This window comes from Pseudomonas baetica, assembly GCF_002813455.1.
Lineage (GTDB): Bacteria > Pseudomonadota > Gammaproteobacteria > Pseudomonadales > Pseudomonadaceae > Aquipseudomonas > Aquipseudomonas baetica.
The window spans coordinates 4,247,959-4,268,903 of sequence record NZ_PHHE01000001.1 but is presented as its reverse complement, the minus strand read 5'-3'; the positions used below and the strand labels follow the sequence as shown (position 1 = coordinate 4,268,903).

Annotated in this window: 20 protein-coding genes; 13 read left to right on the top strand and 7 right to left on the bottom strand. The window is 60.2% G+C overall.

Features of this window, described 5'->3' with window-relative positions; genetic code table 11:
• Window positions 1–69: 69 nt before the first annotated feature.
• Genes ATI02_RS19700 through ATI02_RS19690 form a run of 3 tightly spaced genes read right to left on the bottom strand, consistent with a single transcriptional unit; the run spans window position 70 to window position 1,749 of the window.
• Window positions 70–660: an LON peptidase substrate-binding domain-containing protein gene (locus ATI02_RS19700; RefSeq protein ID WP_095188456.1), complete on the bottom strand. Its 591-nt coding sequence runs from the start codon at window positions 658–660 to the stop codon at window positions 70–72.
• Window positions 661–670: 10 nt separating this feature from the next.
• Window positions 671–1,387 (bottom strand): LrgB family protein, encoded by a 717-nt coding sequence (locus tag ATI02_RS19695; RefSeq protein ID WP_095188457.1) that lies wholly within the window; start codon window positions 1,385–1,387, stop codon window positions 671–673.
• Window positions 1,387–1,749: a CidA/LrgA family protein gene (locus tag ATI02_RS19690; protein ID WP_100847113.1), complete on the bottom strand. Its 363-nt coding sequence runs from the start codon at window positions 1,747–1,749 to the stop codon at window positions 1,387–1,389. Before ATI02_RS19690 ends, ATI02_RS19695 begins: the two co-directional genes overlap by 1 nt.
• 193 nt (window positions 1,750–1,942) lie before the next feature.
• Between ATI02_RS19690 and ATI02_RS19685 the strand changes: the two genes are divergently transcribed.
• The 3 genes from ATI02_RS19685 (at window position 1,943) to ATI02_RS19675 (ending at window position 4,905) form a co-directional block, all read left to right on the top strand.
• Window positions 1,943–2,398 carry a MaoC family dehydratase gene (locus tag ATI02_RS19685; protein WP_100847112.1) on the top strand — a complete coding sequence of 152 codons (456 nt, stop codon included), beginning with the start codon at window positions 1,943–1,945 and terminating at the stop codon, window positions 2,396–2,398.
• Between the two features lie 110 nt (window positions 2,399–2,508).
• On the top strand, window positions 2,509–4,236 hold the full coding sequence (locus ATI02_RS19680) for a C13 family peptidase (RefSeq protein WP_100847111.1): 1,728 nt from the start codon (window positions 2,509–2,511) through the stop codon (window positions 4,234–4,236).
• Window positions 4,237–4,263: 27 nt separating this feature from the next.
• The gene (locus ATI02_RS19675) at window positions 4,264–4,905 is read left to right on the top strand and encodes an oxidoreductase (RefSeq protein WP_095188461.1); all 642 of its coding nucleotides are present in this window, start codon (window positions 4,264–4,266) and stop codon (window positions 4,903–4,905) included.
• Between the two features lie 107 nt (window positions 4,906–5,012).
• Here the strand turns inward: ATI02_RS19675 and ATI02_RS19670 are convergent, their stop codons facing one another.
• From ATI02_RS19670 to ATI02_RS19655, 4 genes are all read right to left on the bottom strand, one after another.
• Complete coding sequence (locus tag ATI02_RS19670; protein WP_095188462.1) at window positions 5,013–5,297, bottom strand: YceK/YidQ family lipoprotein; 285 nt, start codon at window positions 5,295–5,297, stop codon at window positions 5,013–5,015.
• The gene (gene ubiX / locus ATI02_RS19665) at window positions 5,290–5,937 is read right to left on the bottom strand and encodes a flavin prenyltransferase UbiX (RefSeq protein ID WP_100847110.1); all 648 of its coding nucleotides are present in this window, start codon (window positions 5,935–5,937) and stop codon (window positions 5,290–5,292) included. Before ubiX ends, ATI02_RS19670 begins: the two co-directional genes overlap by 8 nt.
• Complete coding sequence (gene mpl, locus ATI02_RS19660; RefSeq protein WP_100847109.1) at window positions 5,934–7,283, bottom strand: UDP-N-acetylmuramate:L-alanyl-gamma-D-glutamyl-meso-diaminopimelate ligase; 1,350 nt, start codon at window positions 7,281–7,283, stop codon at window positions 5,934–5,936. The genes ubiX and mpl overlap by 4 nt, the downstream gene beginning before the upstream one ends.
• 157 nt (window positions 7,284–7,440) lie before the next feature.
• Entirely contained in the window at window positions 7,441–9,345 is a 1,905-nt protein-coding gene (locus tag ATI02_RS19655; protein WP_100847108.1) for a sigma-54-dependent Fis family transcriptional regulator, read from the bottom strand.
• Window positions 9,346–9,647: 302 nt separating this feature from the next.
• On the opposite strand from ATI02_RS19655, the gene exaC reads away from it, so the two are divergent.
• The 10 genes from exaC to ATI02_RS19605 all read left to right on the top strand — a co-directional run bounded on the left by exaC (window position 9,648) and on the right by ATI02_RS19605 (window position 20,876).
• Window positions 9,648–11,168: an acetaldehyde dehydrogenase ExaC gene (gene exaC, locus ATI02_RS19650; RefSeq protein ID WP_100847107.1), complete on the top strand. Its 1,521-nt coding sequence runs from the start codon at window positions 9,648–9,650 to the stop codon at window positions 11,166–11,168.
• 214 nt (window positions 11,169–11,382) lie between these two features.
• Window positions 11,383–12,834, top strand: a complete 1,452-nt coding sequence (eat, locus tag ATI02_RS19645) for an ethanolamine permease (protein WP_095188467.1) — start codon at window positions 11,383–11,385, stop codon at window positions 12,832–12,834.
• 52 nt (window positions 12,835–12,886) lie between these two features.
• Window positions 12,887–14,281 (top strand): ethanolamine ammonia-lyase subunit EutB, encoded by a 1,395-nt coding sequence (locus ATI02_RS19640; protein WP_100847106.1) that lies wholly within the window; start codon window positions 12,887–12,889, stop codon window positions 14,279–14,281.
• 5 nt (window positions 14,282–14,286) lie between these two features.
• Entirely contained in the window at window positions 14,287–15,111 is an 825-nt protein-coding gene (gene eutC, locus ATI02_RS19635) for an ethanolamine ammonia-lyase subunit EutC (RefSeq protein ID WP_100847105.1), read from the top strand.
• 115 nt (window positions 15,112–15,226) lie between these two features.
• Window positions 15,227–15,688 carry a GNAT family N-acetyltransferase gene (locus ATI02_RS19630; RefSeq protein ID WP_100847104.1) on the top strand — a complete coding sequence of 154 codons (462 nt, stop codon included), beginning with the start codon at window positions 15,227–15,229 and terminating at the stop codon, window positions 15,686–15,688.
• A 273-nt stretch (window positions 15,689–15,961) separates the two neighbouring features.
• The gene (locus ATI02_RS19625; protein WP_095188470.1) at window positions 15,962–16,612 is read left to right on the top strand and encodes a DedA family protein; all 651 of its coding nucleotides are present in this window, start codon (window positions 15,962–15,964) and stop codon (window positions 16,610–16,612) included.
• Window positions 16,613–16,616: 4 nt separating this feature from the next.
• Window positions 16,617–17,429: a M90 family metallopeptidase gene (locus ATI02_RS19620; RefSeq protein ID WP_100847103.1), complete on the top strand. Its 813-nt coding sequence runs from the start codon at window positions 16,617–16,619 to the stop codon at window positions 17,427–17,429.
• A gap of 112 nt (window positions 17,430–17,541) precedes the next feature.
• Complete coding sequence (gene ppa, locus ATI02_RS19615; RefSeq protein ID WP_095188472.1) at window positions 17,542–18,069, top strand: inorganic diphosphatase; 528 nt, start codon at window positions 17,542–17,544, stop codon at window positions 18,067–18,069.
• Window positions 18,070–18,284: 215 nt separating this feature from the next.
• Entirely contained in the window at window positions 18,285–19,031 is a 747-nt protein-coding gene (locus ATI02_RS19610; RefSeq protein ID WP_100847102.1) for a S24 family peptidase, read from the top strand.
• Between the two features lie 669 nt (window positions 19,032–19,700).
• Window positions 19,701–20,876, top strand: a complete 1,176-nt coding sequence (locus tag ATI02_RS19605) for a GGDEF domain-containing protein (RefSeq protein ID WP_100847101.1) — start codon at window positions 19,701–19,703, stop codon at window positions 20,874–20,876.
• Window positions 20,877–20,945: the final 69 nt, after the last annotated feature.

Below are 20,945 nucleotides of genomic sequence, written 5' to 3'. Positions count from 1 at the left end.
CACCTTGGCGTCTCGCCGACTCAGGGGATGGACAGCGACCGTACTCAACCCTGCGCAAACGCCTCGGGATTAAGCGAACAACTCACCCTGCAACTCGTCAAGCAGTGCCTGGATCGCATCCAGTCGCTGCTGAGGGTCGTCGAGTTGCAACAGATCGATCTTGTCTTCCTCGGCAAAGGGCAACAGATAGGCCAACTGATTGGCCAACGACTGTTGTCCGGCCGCATCGGTGCCCATGTTCAGCGCCTCGACCATCGGGTGCTCGGCCAGCGCCTTGAGCAGCGCCACCAGATCGGCGTCTTCGTCCTGCAGCGGTTGCTCGGGCTCATCGTCGAGCCATTCGACGTCAGCGAGGATCAACTGGTCGCGCTGCACTTCGGTGCGCAACACATGAAAACGTCGCCCCCCCTGAACGCGAATGCCCAGCAAGCCGTTGTCCTGCTGCTGGAAATCGGTGATCCGCGCCTCGCAGCCGACCAGCGCAAAACCCTCTGGCGCGACACCGACCTCATGGCCGTCGAGGATGCACACTACGCCAAAGCCGCCGCCCTGTTTCATGCAGCGGCCGATCATGTCCAGATAGCGCGCCTCAAAGATCTGCAAGTCGAGGTTGCAGCCGGGAAACAGCACTGTGTTCAGCGGAAAAAGCGGCAGACTCATAGACATTTCCTTACACCACCATCGACACCGCCAACGGCAGGAACACCGCCGTGGCCACGCCCATCAGACTCATCGCCAGCGCCGCGAAGGCACCGCACTCATCACTTTCCTGCATCGCCACCGCCGTGCCAACCGCATGGGCGGTCATGCCCAGCGCCATGCCGCGCGCTTCAGGGCTGTGCACACCGAGGCGGTTCAACAGCGTCGGGCCGAAGATCGCGCCGATCACCCCGGTGATCAGCACAAACACCGCCGCCAACGCTGCCACACCACCGATCTGTTCAGCCACCAGCATCGCAATCGGCGAGGTCACCGACTTTGGCGCCATGGTCATCAGAATCATGTGATCGGCACCGAACCACCAGCCCAGCGCCACGCCCATACCCGTGGCAACCACCCCGCCTATCACCAGCGTAGTAAAAATCGGCCAGAACAATTGCCGGATACGCCGCAGGTTCAAATACAGCGGCACCGCCAGTGCCACGGTCGCGGGCCCGAGCAGAATACTGAGAATCTCGGTGCTCTTGCGGTACTCGACGTACGTCAGGCCACAGCCGACCAGTACTCCGATCACCAACAGCATGGAGACCAGCACCGGTTGCAGAAAGATCCAGCGGGTTTTCTCGAACGCCGCCAGCACCAATTGATAAGCGCCAAGGGTAATGCCGATGCCGAACAGTGGATGGTGAATCACCGACGCCCAGGCGCCGTGCCAATCGAAGAGCATCAGAATTCCTCCGCCGGTGGCGCGTGACGTATGACCATGCGCTGCATCAGCACGCCGGCGAAGGCCATTGACAGGATCAACGACACCACCAGAGCGCCGACAATCGCCCAGAAATCGGCGGCAATGGCCGTGGCATAAACCATCACGCCCACTGCCGGCGGCACCAGCAACAGCGGCAGATAACGCAGCAGGCTACTGGCCGCCAGGTTCAGCGGCTCGCCGACTTCACCGCGAATGATCAGGAATACCAGCAACAGCAGCAGGCCGATGATCGGCCCCGGCAGCACCGGTAACAGCAAATGGTTGAGCGCCGTGCCGAGCAATTGAAACAGCACCAGCATGGTCAGGCCACGTAGCAACATCCGACATCTCCGTCTTACTTTTCACCCTGCAAGTCGTCGGCATTATAAGCACGCCTGCGCTATGGATCGGCATTCGCCAAAAGCATGGTCGGTTGACCGGAGCAAATCGCCATGATGATCTACAGTGGTTCGCAGGGCGGTCAAATCCCCCACCTGAAAAACTATAAAACCGATGAACCCAAGGAGAGTCTCAATGCCCTATGTTCCAGTTGCAGAGCTCAAAGATTATGTCGGTAAGGAACTTGGACGTTCCGAATGGCTCACCATCGATCAGGAACGCATCAACCTGTTCGCCGAAGCCACCGGTGATTATCAGTTCATTCACGTCGACCCGGTCAAAGCCGCGCAAACGCCATTTGGCAGCACCATTGCCCACGGTTTCCTGTCGTTGTCGCTGATCCCCAAATTGATGGAAGACATCCTGATCTTGCCGCAAGGCGTGAAGATGGTGGTCAACTACGGCCTCGACATCGTGCGCTTCATCCAGCCGGTGAAGGTCAATTCCAAAGTCCGCCTGAAGGTCGATCTGGGCGAAGTGACCGAGAAAAAACCAGGCCAATGGCTGCTCAAGGCCACCGCGACACTTGAGATAGAAGGCTCGGACAAACCGGCCTACATCGCTGAACCGCTGTCGCTCTGCTTCGTTTAAGCGCCGGGATGCGAACCGGCGCACGCTGTTTCGCATCCGCTCCCCTTCAGCGGCTGTATAAGGTCACATAGCTGCGGCATACTCGGTCGCCTAATTGCCCGGATCCCGCTATGCGCTCACTCGCGACTCTTGCTCCCCTTGCCTTGACCCTGTTGCTTGCCGCTTGCGGCGACGGCGAATCGCTGTTGCCTCCCGATGCGCGCCTGCCGGACGGCGGACGCTATCGCGGCGAACTGGTCGATGGCTTGCTGCAAGGTCAGGGGCGCGTCGACTACCCCAACGGCAGCTGGTACGCCGGGCAGTTCGACAAGGGGCAATGGCACGGTCAGGGCGAATGGCACGGCAGCAACGGCGAGGTTTATCGTGGCCAGTTCCAGCAGGGGCTGTTCGACGGTCAGGGCAGCCTGACCACCAATGCGAGCAGTTACACCGGCGGCTTCAAACAAGGCCGGCGTGATGGCGAAGGCACTCTGAAAGAAAACGCCATGACCTACCGTGGCGAATTCAAGGCGGATCAATATTCCGGGCTCGGCCGTCTGGAAATGGATGACGGCAGCTCCTATCAGGGCCAGTTCGCCCACGGCAAACCGAATGGCGAAGGCCAGCGCGGCGACTCCAGCGGCAACTCGTTCACCGGCCATTTCGTCAACGGTCAACTGGAAGGCAACGGCACCTTCAACAGCGCCGATGGCGACATCTATGTCGGCGGTTTCAAGAACAACCAATTGCACGGCAAGGGCCGCTACGAAAACGCTGACGGCGACGTCTGGCTCGGCCAGTTCAAAGAAGGCGCACTGACCGGCAAAGGCGAATTGATCGGCGCGGATGGCAGCCACTACGTCGGTTCTTTCAGCGACTGGCGCTTCAGCGGTCAGGGCCGCTTGAACCTGGCTGACGGCAGCTTCTACATCGGTGGTTTCGACAGCGACAGTTACGCCGGACGCGGCACCCTGGTGCTGACCGATGGCACGGTAATGAGTGGCACCTGGATCAACGGCCAGCGCGTGCGCGATGCCGACGGCAAGTTGCTGCCCGACACCCTCGAACTCGGCTTGCTCGCGCAGGGCCGCCTGCTCGACGATGCGCTGGCCGCGATCCCGGCTTCGACCCCGGCCATTGAGCTGTACACCCTGACCCTCGGCGGCGACGGCAAGCAGAGCGTGTTCCTGCGCGAGTCGGACTATGTCGCCAACATGCTCAACACGCGCTTCGGCGCCTATGGCCAGATCCGTCTGGTCAACCACCGCGACCACCTCGGCGACCGGCCGATGGCCACCCGCGAAAACCTGCGCCGCGCCGCGCAAACCCTCGCCGAACGCAGCGGCCCGGAAGACTTGCTGTTCATCTACCTGACCAGCCACGGCACCGCCGAACATGAACTGGTACTCGACCAACCGCGCATGGAGTTGGCCGACCTGCCCGCCGACGAACTCGCCGCCGTGCTGGCACCGCTGAAGAATCGCGACAAAATCATCGTGATTTCGTCGTGTTATTCCGGCGGTTTCATTCCGGCACTGAAAGACGAACGCACCCTGATCATGACGGCTTCACGCGCTGATCGCGTATCGTTCGGCTGCTCGGAAGAAGCCAACTTCACCTACTTCGGCGATGCGCTGTTCGCCCAGGCGCTGAACCAGACCGACGATCTGGAGCAAGCTTTCAAACGGGCCAGGGCCACCGTTGCCGAGCGCGAACTGGCGGATAACTTCGAAGCTTCGGAACCGCAGATCTGGGCGCCGAAAACCGTGCTGTCGCACTGGCAACTGCTGCGTAAACAGCAAGCGCGAAAAGCTTTGCAAAGCGCTGCGTTGAACGACGGAGCGATAAAGAGCAACTAAGCTGAACAGTATCAAGGGAGAGACACTATGTACTTGACGCCTCAGCACGTATTGCTTGCCGGAGCCACCGGTTTGACCGGTGAACATCTACTCGACCGCTTGCTCAACGAGCCAACGATTACCCGCGTGCTCGCCCCTTCACGTCGGCCATTGGCCGAGCATCCGCATCTGGAAAATCCGGTCGGCGATCCACAGGCGTTTCTGCCGCAGCTCAGCGGTCGCGTCGACATCGCCTATTGCTGCCTCGGCACGACGATCAAACAGGCCGGCTCGGAAGCGGCGTTTCGCGCGGTGGATCTGGACATGGTGGTGGCGTTTGCCAAACGCGCGCGGGAGATGGGCGCGCGGCATCTGATTGTGATCAGTGCGCTGGGCGCCGATCCGAAGTCGTCGATTTTCTACAACCGGGTCAAAGGAGAAATGGAACAGGCATTGCGCGCGCAAGACTGGCCGCAACTGACCATTTGCCGGCCGTCGCTGTTGCTTGGGGAACGGACCGAGCCACGTCTGGGCGAGCAACTGGCCGCGCCGTTTTCAAAATTGATTCCCGGTAAGTATCGCGGGATCGAGGCCTGCCAACTGGCCCGGGCGATGTGGCGGCTGGCGCTGGAAGAACAGGATGGGGTGCGGGTGATCGAGTCGGATGAGCTGAGGAAGCTCGGTAAATAATCTATCGCGTCAGGAAGAAAGCTTTCGCGAGCAGGCTCGCTCCCACCATTGCACCGCGTCCCCCTGTGGGAGCGAGCCTGCTCGCGAATGGAGTGCGCAGCACTCCCCTACAATCCGCCGGTCGCCTGAAAACCTACGCCAAGCACCGTCAGCAAAGACAACGGCAACAGCAGCGTATCCAACAACGCACTCGCCGGCAGATCCACACCCGGATAGCTCGGCGCCTCAGCGCCAAACCGATCCATCGCGCAGCACCCGCCATTCAATGCATACAAATCCAGCCGCGTCCCCGAATACACCACTGGCGCCCCCGGCTTGGCCGCATCGAGCGTGCTCACGGTGGCGCAGCCGCTCAGTTGCAGCGCCAGGCAAATCACCAGCAGCTTATTCATCGCTGCTCAGATGATGCTCGCCCCAACGCGGCAGCATGTCCTGAGGAATCCCCAGCAGATTAAGAATCCGCGCCACGACGAAATCGATCAGATCATCGATGGTCTGTGGCTGGTGATAGAAACCCGGTGAAGCCGGAAGAATGGTCACGCCCATGTTCGACAGCTTGAGCATGTGCTCCAGATGAATGCTCGAATACGGCGCCTCGCGCGGCACCAGAATCAACTGGCGACGCTCCTTCAATGTCACGTCGGCGGCACGTTCGATCAGGTTGTTGCAGGCACCGGTGGCAATCGCCGACAGCGTGCCGGTCGAGCACGGCACCACCACCATCGCCGCCGGAGCACCGGAGCCGGAAGCCACCGGCGACATCCAGTCTTCCTTGCCGTACACGCGGATCTGCCCGGCGGCGGCCCCGGTGTATTCGGTGAGGAACGCCTGCATCGTCTGCGGCTTGGGCGGCAGCGTCACGTCGGTTTCGGTGGCCATCACCAGTTGCGCCGACTTGGAGATCAGGAAGTGTACTTCGCGATCTTCACGCACCAGACAATCGAGCAGGCGCAAACCGTACTGCGCGCCGGACGCACCGGTCATCGCCAGCGTGATGCGTTCCGGGCCGCCGTTCTGCGAAAAAGCGTTCATTGCAGCGCCTCGGCGAGTTTGCCGTGCAGGCCGCCGAAGCCGCCGTTGCTCATGATCACCACGTGGGTGCCGGGCTGCGCCTGGCTCTTCACGCGCTCGATGATGCCTTCCAGCGAATCACTGACAATCGACGGCACTTTGCACAGCGCTGCGGTGGCGGCCAGATCCCAGCCGAGGTTGGCCGGGGCGTACCAGATCACCTGATCGGCATCGCCCACGCTGTCCGGCAAACCGTCGCGATGCGCGCCGAGCTTCATCGAATTGGAGCGCGGTTCGATGATCGCGATCAGCGGAGCGTCGCCGATGCGTTTGCGCAGACCGTCGAGGGTGGTGGCAATTGCGGTCGGATGGTGGGCGAAGTCGTCGTAAATGGTGATGCCACGCACTTCGGCGACCTTCTCCATGCGACGTTTGACGTTCTTGAACGCGCTCAACCCGGCAATGCCCATCGACGGCACCACACCGACGTGACGCGCTGCCGCCAGCGCGGCCAGGGCGTTGGCGACGTTGTGCTGACCGGTCAGCTCCCACTCGACCGTGCCCTGGGACACGCCTTCGAACATCACTTCGAAGGCCGAGCCGTCTTCGCTGAGCAACTTGACCTGCCACTGACCGCCGACACCGGTAGTCTGCACTGGGGTCCAACAACCCATTTCGATCACACGCTGCAACGCAGGCTCGGTGGTCGGATGGATCACCAGGCCTTCACTCGGAATCGTACGCACCAAGTGATGGAATTGCCGCTCGATCGCCGGCAGATCGGGGAAAATATCCGCGTGATCGAACTCAAGGTTGTTGAGGATCGCAGTGCGTGGACGGTAGTGAACGAACTTCGAGCGTTTGTCGAAGAACGCGCTGTCGTATTCGTCAGCCTCGATCACGAAGAACGGCGTGCCGCCCAGACGGGCCGACACCGAGAAGTTCTGCGGCACACCGCCGATCAGGAACCCCGGGCTCATGCCGGCATGTTCCAGTACCCAGGCGAGCATGCTGCTGGTGGTGGTTTTGCCGTGAGTACCGGCAACCGCCAGCACCCAACGACCTTGCAACACGTGATCAGCCAGCCACTGCGGGCCGGAAACGTATGGCAGGCCTTTGTTCAGCACATATTCCACCGCCGGGTTGCCGCGGGACATGGCGTTGCCGATCACCACCAGATCCGGCGCCGGATCGAGTTGGGCCGGGTCGTAGCCTTGAGTCAGTTGAATGCCCTGGGCTTCAAGCTGCGTGCTCATCGGCGGATAGACGTTGGCGTCGGAACCGGTGACGTGATGGCCCAGCTCTTTGGCCAGAACCGCCATCGAGCCCATGAAAGTCCCGCAGATACCCAGAATATGAATGTGCATAGTCGACCTCGTAAAACATGGCCGCAGGTTAGCGTAGGGAGGGGGAATTCGCACCTTGTGTTTCGCCTTTGCCGACGCCTTCGCGAGCAGGCTCGCTCCCACAAGGTTGGCGCTAACCCTGTGGGAGCGAGCCTGCTCGCGAACGGTGCGGCGCGGTTTAGCGGGCAATCCCGTGTTTACGCAGCTTTCTATAGAGGGTATTGCGACTGACCCCAAGCTGCTGCGCCGTCTGCGTCATATGCCAGCGTTGCTGTTCCAGGGCATTCAGCAACGCCAACCGCTCGGCATCCTCCAGCGGATGTTCGGATGAGCAAACCTCCAACACCTGTGGCCGCGCCTGGCGAATCATTACCGGCAAATCCTCCGGCCCGATCCTTCCCTCATCACACAACGCCGCCAACGTACGCAGTACGTTGCGCAACTGCCGCACATTGCCCGGCCAGTTGAACGCCAGCAACGCCTGCCGCGCCGGCTCTTCAATCAGGATCGTTTCCCCGCGCGCCTCCTCGGCCAGCAGGAAGTCCAACAGTTGCGATTTGTCACTGCGCTCGCGCAACGCCGGCAACGCCACCTCCAGCCCGTTGAGTCGGTAATACAGATCCTCACGGAAGCTGCCGTCCGCAACCCGTTCCAGCAGATTGCGGTGGGTCGCGCTGATGATCCGCACGTTGACCGCTTCCGGCTCGCCGCCGATCGGCACCACTTGCCGATCTTCCAGCACCCGCAGCAAACGTGTCTGCAAGGCCAGCGGCATGTCGCCGATTTCATCGAGGAACAACGTACCGCCATCGGCCTGCTGCAACTTGCCACGCATGCCGTCCTTGCGTGCGCCGGTGAAGCTACCGCCGCGATAGCCGAACAGCTCGCTCTCGATCAGGCTCTCGGGAATCGCCGCACAGTTGAGCGCGACAAACGCCTTGCGCGAGCGCTGACTGGCCTGATGCACTGCTTTGGCGAAGGCCTCTTTGCCAGAGCCGGTTTCGCCATTGATCAACAACGGCACATCACGCTCGAAGACGCGCAGGGCTTTGCGGAAGTCTGCTTGCAACGCCGCATCGCCGAGGCAGATACCCGACAAGCGCGGAGTCTGGGCCACAACCGGCGTCGGCATGATCGGCGTCGGCTTACGCGATTCGCCGCGCAACACGGCAAACAGATGCCGGCCATCGCGGGTGCGCAACGGCCAACTGGCGCTGGCATTGGCGCTCGCCCGGCCAAGCAATTCATCGAGGGAGCAATCGAAAAACGCCTCCACCGGTTTGCCGAGCAAGCCACCGCGAATATGCCCGAGCAGGTTCAGCGCACTCTGGTTGACCGCACTGATCCGCCCTTCCCCGTCGAACGCCAGCAGCCCTTCGCTGAACAGGCCGACGGACTCGGCCTGCAAGTGGAAACGCAGCAGCCATTGGTTATCGAAACAGCGCAGGAAGTAGCAGCTCTCGATCATCTTCGCCGACAGATTGACCAGCGCCATGGTGTGGAACTGGCTCTGGCGCGAGACGTCGTGGCGCGCCGAGGACACATCGAGCACGGCCAGCAGTTCGCCATGGGGGTCAAACACCGGGCTCGCCGAACACGTCAGGCCGGTGTGGCGTCCGCGAAAGTGTTCGTCCTGGTGAATAGTCAGTGCCTGACGCTCGACCAGACAGGTGCCGATGCCATTGGTGCCTTCACAGGCTTCGCTCCAGTCGGCGCCGAGCCAGAGGCCGGCGCGTTCGAAAATCTTGCGTTCGGCAGGCGCGGTGACGCAGTTGAGGATCACCCCGCGCGCGTCGGTCAGCAGCACCGCATGACCAGCGCCGGAGAGTTGTTGATGCAGGCTGCTCATTTCATTGCCGGCGATCTGCAACACCTGCTGCAGACGTTCGCGGCTTTCGAGCACGCGCCCGTGTTCGAGCACGGTAGGCGCCATGCTCAGCGCGGGGTCGAGGTGATAGTCCTCAAGGCAGCGCAGCCACGAGCGGGCAATCGACGGATCGGCTCCGGGCCCGTGCAGGTGCGGTTTGCCTTGGGTGGCGGTGAGAACCTGTTGGGCATGGCGATTCAAATGGTTGTCGTGCATTTCTTATTGTTCTCCCCGAGGCTCGTCGGCCCAATGCTTGAGGTGACGCCCAGCATCCTCCAGCCACCGGCGCATTGCAATGCTGGCCAGACTGCCCGGTCACAGGCTGTGCCAAAAACGGTACAAACTGTCACCCGATCTGTACCGAAACCGTCACAGTGGCAATCCGCCCGTCCGACAAAAACCGCGCAAGGCCTTGATTTACCTGACCTGCACGGCAGTGGCCCGACCCTTGCTCTACGCTTATAGCAAGCGCACTTGCGCGTTTCTCTAATAAGTACAAAGCCAAGGAGAACATCATCATGCGTTACGCTCACCCCGGTACTGAAGGCGCCAAAGTCTCGTTCAAGAGCAAGTACGGTAACTACATCGGCGGCGAGTTCGTCGCGCCTGTCAAAGGTCAGTACTTCACCAATACTTCGCCGGTCAACGGCCAGCCAATTGCCGAATTCCCGCGCTCCACTGCCGAAGACATCGACAAGGCACTGGACGCAGCCCACGCCGCTGCCGATGCGTGGGGCGCAACCTCGGTGCAGGCGCGCTCGCTGATCCTGTTGAAAATCGCCGACCGCATCGAAGCCAACCTCGAACTGCTGGCGATCACCGAAACCTGGGACAACGGCAAAGCCATCCGCGAAACCCTCAACGCCGACATCCCGCTCGCCGCCGACCATTTCCGCTACTACGCCGGTTGCATCCGTGCCCAGGAAGGCAGCGCTGCCGAAATCGACGGCAACACCGTGGCTTATCACATTCACGAACCACTGGGTGTGGTCGGTCAGATCATCCCGTGGAACTTCCCGATCCTGATGGCCGCGTGGAAACTGGCGCCAGCCCTGGCCGCGGGTAACTGCGTGGTGCTCAAGCCTGCCGAGCAGACTCCGCTGGGTATTTCCGTGCTGGTCGAGCTGATCGGCGACCTGTTGCCGCCGGGCGTGCTGAACGTTGTTCAGGGCTTTGGCAAAGAGGCCGGCGAAGCGTTGGCCACCAGCAAACGCATCGCCAAGATTGCCTTTACCGGCTCGACCCCGGTTGGCTCGCACATCATGAAATGCGCCGCCGAGAACATCATTCCGTCCACCGTGGAACTGGGCGGCAAATCGCCGAACATCTTCTTCGAAGACATCATGCAGGCCGAGCCGACCTTCATTGAGAAAGCCGCCGAAGGCCTGGTGCTGGCGTTCTTCAACCAGGGCGAAGTCTGCACCTGCCCTTCCCGCGCGCTGGTACAGGAATCGATCTACGACGAGTTCATGGCCGTGGTCATGAAGAAAGTCCTGCAGATCAAACGTGGCGATCCGCTGGACACCGACACCATGGTTGGCGCCCAGGCGTCCGAGCAACAATTCGACAAGATCCTGTCGTACCTGGAAATCGCCAAGGGCGAAGGCGCCGAACTGCTGACGGGCGGCAAGGTGGAAAAACTCGAGGGCAATCTGTCGACTGGCTATTACATCCAGCCGACCCTGCTCAAGGGCACCAACAAAATGCGTGTGTTCCAGGAAGAAATCTTTGGCCCGGTGGTCAGCATCACCACCTTCAAGGACGAAGCCGAAGCGCTGGCCATCGCCAACGACACCGAGTTCGGCCTCGGCGCCGGCTTGTGGACCCGCGACATCAACCGCGCCTACCGCATGGGCCGGGCGATCAAGGCCGGTCGCGTGTGGACCAACTGCTACCACCTGTACCCGGCGCATGCCGCGTTTGGCGGTTACAAGAAGTCCGGTGTCGGCCGTGAAACCCACAAGATGATGCTCGATCACTATCAGCAGACCAAAAACCTGCTGGTGAGCTACGACATCAATCCGTTGGGCTTCTTCTAAGCGGATGGGGGGCGAGGCAGTCATTTCTGCATCGCCCCTCAGATAGCTTTCGCGAGCAGGCTCGCTCCCACAAGGAATTGCGTGCACCTGCAATGTTCGACTCGACACAACTCCAATGTGGCAGCGAGCCTGCTCGCGAAAGCGGTGTGCCTTTCAACCCCATGGTTTCTGACGGAACAATCGGGCCAATAAAACAATAAGAATGGTGAACCCTATGCCTAGCGAATCTCCTGCTGGCGCTCCGGCGTCCGGCTCTTCCGTCGACTTCGAAAAAGTCGGCTCGGACTACTTCCAACAACGCGAATTGAAAAAAGGTGCCGCGGGCTGGGTTCTGCTGGTCGGGCTCGGTGTCGCATATGTGATCTCAGGCGATTATGCCGGCTGGAACTTCGGCCTGGCGCAAGGCGGTTGGGGCGGCATGTTCCTCGCGACACTGCTGATGGCCACCATGTACTTGTGCATGTGTTTTTCCCTGGCCGAACTGTCCTCGATGATTCCCACGGCCGGTGGCGGTTATGGATTTGCACGGAGTGCCTTCGGCCCTTGGGGCGGCTTCCTGACCGGTACCGCGATCCTCATCGAATACGCCATCGCCCCGGCCGCGATTGCCGTGTTCATCGGCGCTTATTGCGAATCGTTGTTTGGCGTCGGCGGCTGGATGATTTATCTGGCGTTCTACATCATTTTTATCGCCATCCATATCTTCGGGGTTGGCGAAGCGTTGAAGCTGATGTTCGTCATCACGGCCATCGCCGCTCTGGCGCTCGGTGTATTTCTGGTGGCCATGGTGCCGCACTTTGACGTCGCCAATCTGCTCGACATCCCTGTGACCAGCGCTACCGGCGCCAGCCCTTTCCTGCCGTTCGGCTACGTTGGCGTGTGGGCGGCTATTCCTTACGCGATCTGGTTCTTCCTCGCTGTGGAAGGTGTGCCGCTGGCCGCCGAAGAAACCAAAAACCCCAAGCGCGACCTGCCACGCGGGCTCATCGGCGCCATGCTGGTACTGCTGGCGTTTGCCCTGCTGATTTTGATCGTCGGGCCGGGCGGCGCCGGTGCCAACTCGCTGCTGACGTCGGGCAACCCACTGGTTGAAGCATTGAGCAAAGCCTACGGCGGCTCGACCTGGATGAGCGGTTTCGTCAATCTCGTGGGTCTGGCCGGGCTGATCGCCAGTTTCTTCTCGATCATCTACGCCTATTCGCGGCAGATTTTCGCCTTGTCCCGCGCAGGCTACCTGCCGCGCAAATTGTCCGAGACCAACAAAAGCAAGGCACCGGTGCTCGCGTTGGTGATTCCGGGGATCATCGGTTTCGGGCTGTCACTGACTGGCCAGGGCGATTTGCTGATTCTGGTGGCGGTGTTTGGCGCGACCATTTCCTACGTGCTGATGATGGCCGCGCACATCACCCTGCGCATTCGTCGCCCCAAAATGGATCGTCCGTACCGTACGCCCGGCGGCATCTTCACTTCGGGTGTTGCGCTGGTATTGGCCTGCATCGCCGTGATTGCGGGATTCCTGGTCGATCCGCGGGTCGTGATCGGCGCCGCTATCATCTATGGAGTGTTAATTGCTTACTTTGCTTTCTACAGTCGACATCACTTGGTAGCAGGTACGCCGGAAGAAGAATTTGCGGCGATTCAGAAAGCTGAAGAAGCCCTGCACTGACGGTCGAAAACCACGGCGCGGGCCTGGCCTGCGCCGTCACGGAGAATTCTGTATGGCGAGTTTCGCTCACACGGTCGGCGCCCAGACCTATCGCTTCGACAGCCTCAAGGACGTCATGGCCAAGGCCAGCCCGGCGCGCTCCGGGGATTTCCTCGCCGGGGTGGCCGCGCTCAATGACGGCGAGCGCGTAGCGGCGCAAATGGCGCTGGCCGACATCCCGCTCACGCATTTCCTGCAAGAAACGCTGATTCCTTACGAGTCCGATGAAGTCACCCGCCTGATCATCGACACTCACGACAAACAAGCCTTCGCCGTGGTCAGCCATCTCACGATCGGCGGTTTCCGCGACTGGCTGCTCAGCGACGCCGCCGATGAAACCAGCCTGCGCGCCCTCGCCCCCGGCCTGACCCCGGAAATGGTCGCCGCCGTGTCGAAGATCATGCGCGTACAGGATCTGGTGCTGGTCGCACAGAAAATCCGCGTTGTGACGAAGTTCCGCTGCACCCTCGGCCTGCGCGGGCGCCTGTCGACGCGGTTGCAACCCAATCACCCGACCGACGAGCCCTCCGGCATCGCCGCGAGCATTCTCGACGGCCTGTTGTACGGCAACGGCGACGCGATGATCGGCATCAACCCGGCCACTGACAGCATCGCCTCGATCTGCGCGATGCTGGAAATGCTCGATGCGATCATCCAGCGCTACGACATTCCGACCCAGGCCTGCGTGCTGACCCACGTCACCACTTCCATCGAAGCGATCAACCGCGGCGTGCCGCTGGACCTGGTGTTCCAGTCGATTGCTGGCACCGAAGCGGCCAACGCCAGTTTCGGCATCAACCTGAATGTTTTACAGGAAGGCTATGACGCCGGGTTGAGCCTGAATCGCGGCACCCTCGGGCAAAATCTGATGTATTTCGAAACCGGTCAGGGCAGCGCCTTGTCAGCCAACGCCCACCACGGTGTCGATCAGCAGACTTGCGAGACAAGGGCCTACGCCGTGGCACGACATTTCAAGCCATTCCTGGTGAACACCGTCGTAGGATTTATCGGCCCGGAATACCTCTATAACGGCAAACAGATCATTCGCGCCGGACTCGAAGACCACTTCTGCGGCAAGTTACTCGGTGTGCCGATGGGCTGCGACATCTGCTACACCAACCACGCCGAAGCCGACCAGGACGATATGGACACCCTGCTGACCCTCCTGGGTGTGGCCGGGATCAACTTCATCATGGGCATCCCCGGCTCCGACGACATCATGCTCAACTACCAGACCACCTCGTTCCATGACGCGCTCTACGCCCGGCAGACCCTGGGCCTGAAACCGGCCCCGGAATTCGAACAGTGGCTGGCCCGTATGGGCATCTTCACTCAGGCGGACGGCAAGGTGCATTTTGGCAATAACCTGCCGCCGGCCTTTCGCCAGGCTTTGGCGCAACTGGGATGAGTCTTATGGAAAAACCACCCGTCGACCCGCAAAACCCATGGCTGGAACTGCGTCGCCTGACCCCGGCGCGGATCGCTCTTGGCCGTACCGGCACCAGCCTGCCAACCCGCGCGCAACTGGATTTCCAGTTCGCCCACGCGCAGGCGCGGGATGCCGTGCATTTGCCGTTCGACCATGCCGGGCTCGGTGCGCAACTCGCTGAACGTGGGCGCGAAAGCCTGCCTCTGCACAGCGCGGCGACGGATCGCAACAGCTACCTGCAACGTCCGGATCTGGGGCGCAAGTTGAGTGAAGATTCGGCACAGAGCCTGCGTGACTACGCGGCGGCGCATCCGGGTGGTGTCGATCTGGCGATTGTCGTGGCAGATGGTTTGTCGGCACTGGCGGTACATCGCCACACATTGCCGTTTCTCACTCGGCTGCAAGAGCAGATGAGCGCTGACGGCTGGTCCATTGCGCCCATCATTCTGGTGGAACAGGGCCGGGTCGCCGTCGGCGATGAAGTCGGCCAACTGCTCGGCGCAAAGATGGTCGTGATGCTGATCGGCGAGCGCCCGGGCCTCAGCTCGCCGGACAGCCTGGGTTTGTATTTCACCTACAATCCAAAAGTCGGACTGACCGATGCCTACCGCAATTGCATTTCCAACGTGCGGCTTGAGGGCTTGAGCTACGGCATGGCGGCGCATCGCTTGCTGTATCTGATGCGCGAAGCCTGCCGGCGGCAGCTGTCGGGGGTCAATCTGAAGGACGAAGCACAGGTTCAGACACTGGAGTCGGACGCAGAGGCGGACATGAAGGGAAACTTCCTACTCGCTCCGCCCCCAACCTGAACCGATTCCGCATTGCGTTTCTGCGCTGCTTTCAGGCAGGATCGATGCACGGCCGCCAGGGTTTCCCATCGCCGTCAGAGCAGTTGAAGACAGCCACTTGAAGACGAGACCTATCATGCGGATTATTCAAGCGACCCTCGAACATCTGGATTTGTTGACCCCGTTGTTCGTCAAGTATCGCGAGTTCTACGGTTCCCTGCCTTACCCGGACTCCTCCCGCGCGTTCCTCGAAAAACGCCTGCGCCGCAAGGAGTCGGTGATCTATCTGGCCCTGGCCGATGATGACGACAGGAAACTGATGGGTTTCTGCCAGCTGTATCCAAGCTTCTCCTCGCTGTCACTCAAACGCGTGTGGATCCTCAACGACATCTACGTCGCCGAAGACGCCCGCCGCCAACTGGTTGCCGACAACCTGATCCGCACCGCGAAGAAAATGGCCAAGGAAACCCAGGCCGTACGTATGCGCGTGTCCACCAGCAGCAACAACGAAGTCGCGCAAAAAACCTATGAATCCATCGGATTCAAGGAAGACACCGAATTCAAGAACTACGTGCTGCCGATCAGCGAAGAGCTTTGAATCGAAAAGATCGCAGCCTCCGGCAGCGCCTACAGGGGAACGTATTCCAAGTGTAGGCGCTGCCGAAGGCTGCGATCTTTTATCCCCCTCCCGGTATACCTGACAATTGTTCACACCCCGACATCCCCCGCTACAAAACCAACGCGCTTTTCATCATTCAGACCGTATAATCCCGAGCTTTCCGGCTTGTAAGAAAAACTACACCTGCTTGTAGGCTTACACGAAGTCATCCGCACAGGCCTGCCGAGTCGGGCCGCCACTACAGGTGCCCCCATGGATTTCAACCCGCTCGACCTTATCCTGCATCTCGATGTCTACCTCGATTTGCTGGTGAACAACTACGGGCCGTGGATCTACGCCATCCTGTTTCTGGTGATCTTCTGCGAGACCGGTCTCGTAGTGATGCCGTTCCTGCCGGGTGATTCGCTGCTGTTCATTGCCGGCGCCGTTGCGGCTGGCGGCGGCATGGACCCGGTGCTGCTCGGCGGTCTGCTGATGCTCGCGGCAATCCTGGGCGACAGCACCAACTACGTGATCGGACGAACGGCCGGGGAAAAACTGTTCAGCAATCCGAACTCGAAAATCTTCCGTCGCGATTACCTGCAAAAAACCCACGATTTCTATGACAAGCACGGCGGCAAGACCGTGACGCTGGCGCGTTTCCTGCCAATCATCCGTACCTTCGCGCCGTTCGTCGCTGGCGTGGCGAAGATGCCGTATCCGCGCTTCTTCGGTTTCAGCGTATTGGGCACCATCCTCTGGGTTGGCGGCCTGGTGACACTGGGTTATTTCTTCGGCAACGTGCCGTTCATCAAGAAGAACCTGTCGTTGCTGGTAGTAGCGATCATTCTACTGTCGCTGGTGCCAATGATCCTCGGCGTGGTTCGCAGCCGTTTCGGCGGCGCCAAAGCGCAATCGCGCTAAGCCGATGTGGTCGCTGAGCGCCTGGCGACGCCGGCGCATTCTGGCAAAGCACCCGATTGCCGACGACCTTTGGCAACGGGTGCGCCATCACCTGAGCTTCCTCGACGGCATCACGGTCGCCGAAGACCAATGGTTGCGCGAAGCCTGCGTTCTATTTCTGGAAGACAAACACCTGACCGCCCTGCCCGGCGTCGAACTGCACCAGGAGCAACGCCTGCTGCTCGCCGCCCAGGCGCAATTGCCGCTTCTGCATTTGGGCGACTTGAACTGGTATCAGGGTTTTCACGAGATCGTTCTCTACCCCGACGACTTCCTCAGCCCGCAGCGCCATCGCGACGCCAGCGGTGTCGAACACGAGTGGGACGGTGAACACAGTGGCGAAGCCTGGCAACAAGGGCCGGTCATCCTCGCCTGGCCGGGCGTGATGGCCAGTGGTGGCTGGGAAGGCTACAACCTGGTGATCCACGAACTGGCGCACAAACTCGACATGCTCAACGGCGACGCCAATGGCCTGCCGCCGCTGCACACCGATATGCGCGTCAGCGACTGGGCCGAAGTGATGCAGAAGGCCTACGACCACCTCAATCAGCAACTCGACCGCGACCCAGACGCTGAAACCGCCATCGACCCCTACGCCGCCGAAAACCCGGCGGAGTTCTTCGCCGTCACCAGCGAGTACTTCTTCAGCGCCCCGGATCTGCTGCACGAGGCTTATCCACAGGTCTACTTGCAACTCAAGCGTTTCTACCGGCAGGATCCATTGGGCAGGTTGCGGCAACTTCAGGCCACAGACCCGGTCTATCAGGCTCACGACTAAGCGCAGCACGACGCTCAGTACATGGCGTACGCGGCAGAATATGCCTATAATCGCCGCCACTTTTTGGTCAATCCGGCCAAGTGTTTTTGGTCAACTACGGGGGCAACGCCCAATGAGCTACAGCAAGATTCCGGCTGGCAAAGACCTGCCGAACGACATCTACGTCGCGATCGAGATCCCGGCCAACCACGCGCCGATCAAATACGAAATCGACAAAGACAGCGATTGCCTGTTCGTTGACCGTTTCATGGCCACCCCAATGTTCTACCCGGCCAACTACGGTTTCATCCCGAACACCCTGGCTGACGACGGTGACCCCCTCGACGTGCTGGTTGTGACCCCTTACCCGGTTGCACCAGGCTCGGTGATCCGCGCGCGTCCAGTCGGCGTCCTGAACATGACCGACGACGGCGGCGGCGATGCCAAAGTCATCGCAGTGCCACACGACAAGCTGTCCCAGCTGTACGTCGATGTGAAGGAATACACCGACCTGCCGCCACTGCTGATCCAGCAGATCGAGCACTTCTTCGCGAACTACAAAGATCTCGAAAAAGGCAAATGGGTCAAGATCGAAGGCTGGGCCGGTGCAGACGCCGCTCGCGATGCGATCACCAAGTCGGTTGCTGCCTACAAAGGCTAAGCCTGCGACGTAACGCTTGAAAAAAACCCGGTTTTTCCGGGTTTTTTTTCGACTTCTCCGCGCGCATTAAACAATGCGTTTATGGCGGATTACAGAAAAGTTTTAAGGCGTGTAATTTCCCACAAGTGCGTCTTACATCCCGTCGCAAAATTCAGGCTTTTTTTGAACGCCCGGTTTATTCAAACCGCTCTAGCGCGGCCGTAGACTCCGTGTTTATGAGAAAGAACACTAGCGGTCCACGATTCAAGGCACTCCTGGAAGCAGCGAACATCACCACCACCGGTTTCGCAAAGTTCTGGGGCACGGAAGCCCAAAATATCCACAACTGGTACACCCGTGGCGTCCCGGCGTATCGCATGGAAGAAGTCTCACGCCTGTTGTCCGTCAACAGCGAATGGTTGAAAACCGGCGAAGGCACGAAAGAGTCCCCGCGCCTGCAAATGCCTGCCAGCAACGGCGATACATTTGATGCCCAATCCATCCGCGGCGTCTACACCGTCATTGACCCCAACGACATCAACCTGGCGTTCTTCAAGGAAACGCCACTGACCAACGGCTCTGACAAAACCCACGTCATCCAGGACCCGGACCTGTCCATTCGCCTGCTGCGCGCACAGCTCGATCAACTGGAAATCCGCCCCAGCGACGCCATTTGCGCGCACATGATCGGCAACAGCATGGCCGACCGCATCGACGACGGCTCGATCGTCGCTATCGACCGCAGCCTGACCCAGGTCGTCGACGGCGAAATCTACGCCATCGAACACGACGGCATGCTGCGCATCAAATACCTGCACCGCATGCCCGGCAACGGCTTGCGACTGCGCAGCCACAACAGCGCCGAATACCCGGACGAGGTCTTCCGCCCCGCGCAGATAGAAGAGCAGAGGATTCATATATTGGGTTGGGTGTTCTGGTGGTCGACGCTGAGCAAGAGACGGCCGGTAGTGCCGTTTCTCTGACCTGGTTTGACTGACTCTAAATTCACACAGAACCCTGTGGGAGCGGGCTTGCCCGCGAAGAGGCCCTGAAAAACAGTACAAATCCCCGATTTCTACTGCTGCGGTCGCTCTAACCCGCACTTCCCACTGGGAATCCAAAGCAAAACTCAGTATCCTGCGCCCCACATTCGCGCATCGACCCGCTCCCGCGGCTCAGATGACGCCCGACGCGGCAGACCAACGTCTACCAAGTCCCACAGCCGGACGCAGATCCGGGTGTACATTTTGAAGGCTGACGCGGTTTACCAAAAATAAACCAAGCCAGTCCCCGAGAAGCCGGCCACAAGCCGGCTTTTTAATGCCTGTGAGAATACCAGAGGTACTTTCCATCGCCTTTCGTAACCATCGTCTACCACAAAGAGACAACTCTGCTTCTAATGTTACAAGGCAAAAGCCTCGGCACGATGAATCTGCGATTGCGATTGAAAGGATGGTCAGGGAGCGACCGGCGTCCCCGCAACGCGTCAAAGTCAGTCTGGATGACCTTTAGCTTTTCAGAGACATCTGCCCAACACTTGCCAAACCCAACCCCCACAGTGCTAAATCCCGCCTTATAAGCACCCCTCTGTTTTTACCCGCATCCCCGACCCCGGCCGGATTCCGGTATTGAGCCTCACGGGAATCCATGGAATGGCCCTGCATATCCCGACCTTGCTGGTCGTTTCGGTCTTCGTCTTGTTTTTGATGGGGCTGTTGACGCTGCACGCCTGGTATCGCGAAACCCGCGAGCCGCCACTGGCGTACCTCGGCAGCATGATGCTGCTGGGCGCCATGGGTGTGGTATTGGTCAGTTGGCGTGATCGAGACGTCGACTTCGTTCCCATTGTGTTCGGCAATGTTGTTCTATTGCTCAGTGCAGCGATGAACTGGACGGCCATGCGCACGCTGGTCGGGCGCAAGCCTTCTGTGTCCGGCACTCTGGCGGGGGCGTTCGCCTGGCTGACCTTGTGCCTGATTCCCGCCTTCTACGAGTCGATGCCAAATCGGGTTTTAATCTACTCCTTGCTGGCATTCAGTTACGGCGTGCTGACAACGCTGGAGCTCTGGCGCAGCCGCCACACTCTGGACGTCGCGTTTATGCCGGCACTGGTGCTGACCGTTTTGCACACTGTGTTCTACGCCGTTCGCAGTGCGACCGATGAAGGGCTGCCGGTGACAAAAGCGCTGCTGGGCAGTGGCGAGGGCGTGCCGTTTTTCTCGTTCATGCTGTTCGAGTCGATGCTGTATGTCATCGGCATCGCCTACATCACGCTGGCGATGGTCAAAGAGCGTGCAGAGCTCAAGCTCAAAGCGGCGGCGTTCAGCGATCCGCTGACGGGCATTGGCAATCGTCGCGCGTTCATGATGAACGCCGGGCAGTTGCTTGCCGAAAGTCAGCAATACGGGGAACCGGCAGCATTGTTGCTGTGCGATCTGGATAACTTCAAGCGTCTGAATGACACCTATGGCCATCCCGTTGGGGATCAGGCGTTGATTGCGTTTGGCCGGATCATGGTCGAGAGCCTGCGCAATGAAGATGTTTGCGGGCGGGTCGGCGGTGAGGAGTTTGCTTGTTTGCTCAACGATTGCGATGAACAGACTGCACTGGAAATTGCCGAACGGATCCGTCGTTCGTTCTCGCAATTGCCGATTCTTGAGCCTGGATTGCTTAGTGTCAGTATCGGCGTGGTGACCACCCGCGAATCCGGTCATGACCTGTCACGCCTGCTCTCGGAAGCCGACCAGGCGCTGTACGGTGCCAAGAATCAGGGACGCAACCGCGTACAGACGCTACGTTCGTTGTACCTGAGCCTTACCGATAATTAATGGTCAACAAACGACCATTTCAATAAGCCATTAGCACATCCGCCCTAATTGCCCCAGTCGGCACTCGCC

Coding starts and splice junctions, on each gene's coding strand:
- ATI02_RS19700 (WP_095188456.1), bottom strand. CDS start 660: ATGAGTCTGCCGCTTTTTCCGCTGAACACAGTGCTGTTTCCCGGCTGC.
- ATI02_RS19695 (WP_095188457.1), bottom strand. CDS start 1,387: ATGCTCTTCGATTGGCACGGCGCCTGGGCGTCGGTGATTCACCATCCA.
- ATI02_RS19690 (WP_100847113.1), bottom strand. CDS start 1,749: ATGTTGCTACGTGGCCTGACCATGCTGGTGCTGTTTCAATTGCTCGGC.
- ATI02_RS19685 (WP_100847112.1), top strand. CDS start 1,943: ATGCCCTATGTTCCAGTTGCAGAGCTCAAAGATTATGTCGGTAAGGAA.
- ATI02_RS19680 (WP_100847111.1), top strand. CDS start 2,509: ATGCGCTCACTCGCGACTCTTGCTCCCCTTGCCTTGACCCTGTTGCTT.
- ATI02_RS19675 (WP_095188461.1), top strand. CDS start 4,264: ATGTACTTGACGCCTCAGCACGTATTGCTTGCCGGAGCCACCGGTTTG.
- ATI02_RS19670 (WP_095188462.1), bottom strand. CDS start 5,297: ATGAATAAGCTGCTGGTGATTTGCCTGGCGCTGCAACTGAGCGGCTGC.
- ubiX (WP_100847110.1), bottom strand. CDS start 5,937: ATGAACGCTTTTTCGCAGAACGGCGGCCCGGAACGCATCACGCTGGCG.
- mpl (WP_100847109.1), bottom strand. CDS start 7,283: ATGCACATTCATATTCTGGGTATCTGCGGGACTTTCATGGGCTCGATG.
- ATI02_RS19655 (WP_100847108.1), bottom strand. CDS start 9,345: ATGCACGACAACCATTTGAATCGCCATGCCCAACAGGTTCTCACCGCC.
- exaC (WP_100847107.1), top strand. CDS start 9,648: ATGCGTTACGCTCACCCCGGTACTGAAGGCGCCAAAGTCTCGTTCAAG.
- eat (WP_095188467.1), top strand. CDS start 11,383: ATGCCTAGCGAATCTCCTGCTGGCGCTCCGGCGTCCGGCTCTTCCGTC.
- ATI02_RS19640 (WP_100847106.1), top strand. CDS start 12,887: ATGGCGAGTTTCGCTCACACGGTCGGCGCCCAGACCTATCGCTTCGAC.
- eutC (WP_100847105.1), top strand. CDS start 14,287: ATGGAAAAACCACCCGTCGACCCGCAAAACCCATGGCTGGAACTGCGT.
- ATI02_RS19630 (WP_100847104.1), top strand. CDS start 15,227: ATGCGGATTATTCAAGCGACCCTCGAACATCTGGATTTGTTGACCCCG.
- ATI02_RS19625 (WP_095188470.1), top strand. CDS start 15,962: ATGGATTTCAACCCGCTCGACCTTATCCTGCATCTCGATGTCTACCTC.
- ATI02_RS19620 (WP_100847103.1), top strand. CDS start 16,617: ATGTGGTCGCTGAGCGCCTGGCGACGCCGGCGCATTCTGGCAAAGCAC.
- ppa (WP_095188472.1), top strand. CDS start 17,542: ATGAGCTACAGCAAGATTCCGGCTGGCAAAGACCTGCCGAACGACATC.
- ATI02_RS19610 (WP_100847102.1), top strand. CDS start 18,285: ATGAGAAAGAACACTAGCGGTCCACGATTCAAGGCACTCCTGGAAGCA.
- ATI02_RS19605 (WP_100847101.1), top strand. CDS start 19,701: ATGGCCCTGCATATCCCGACCTTGCTGGTCGTTTCGGTCTTCGTCTTG.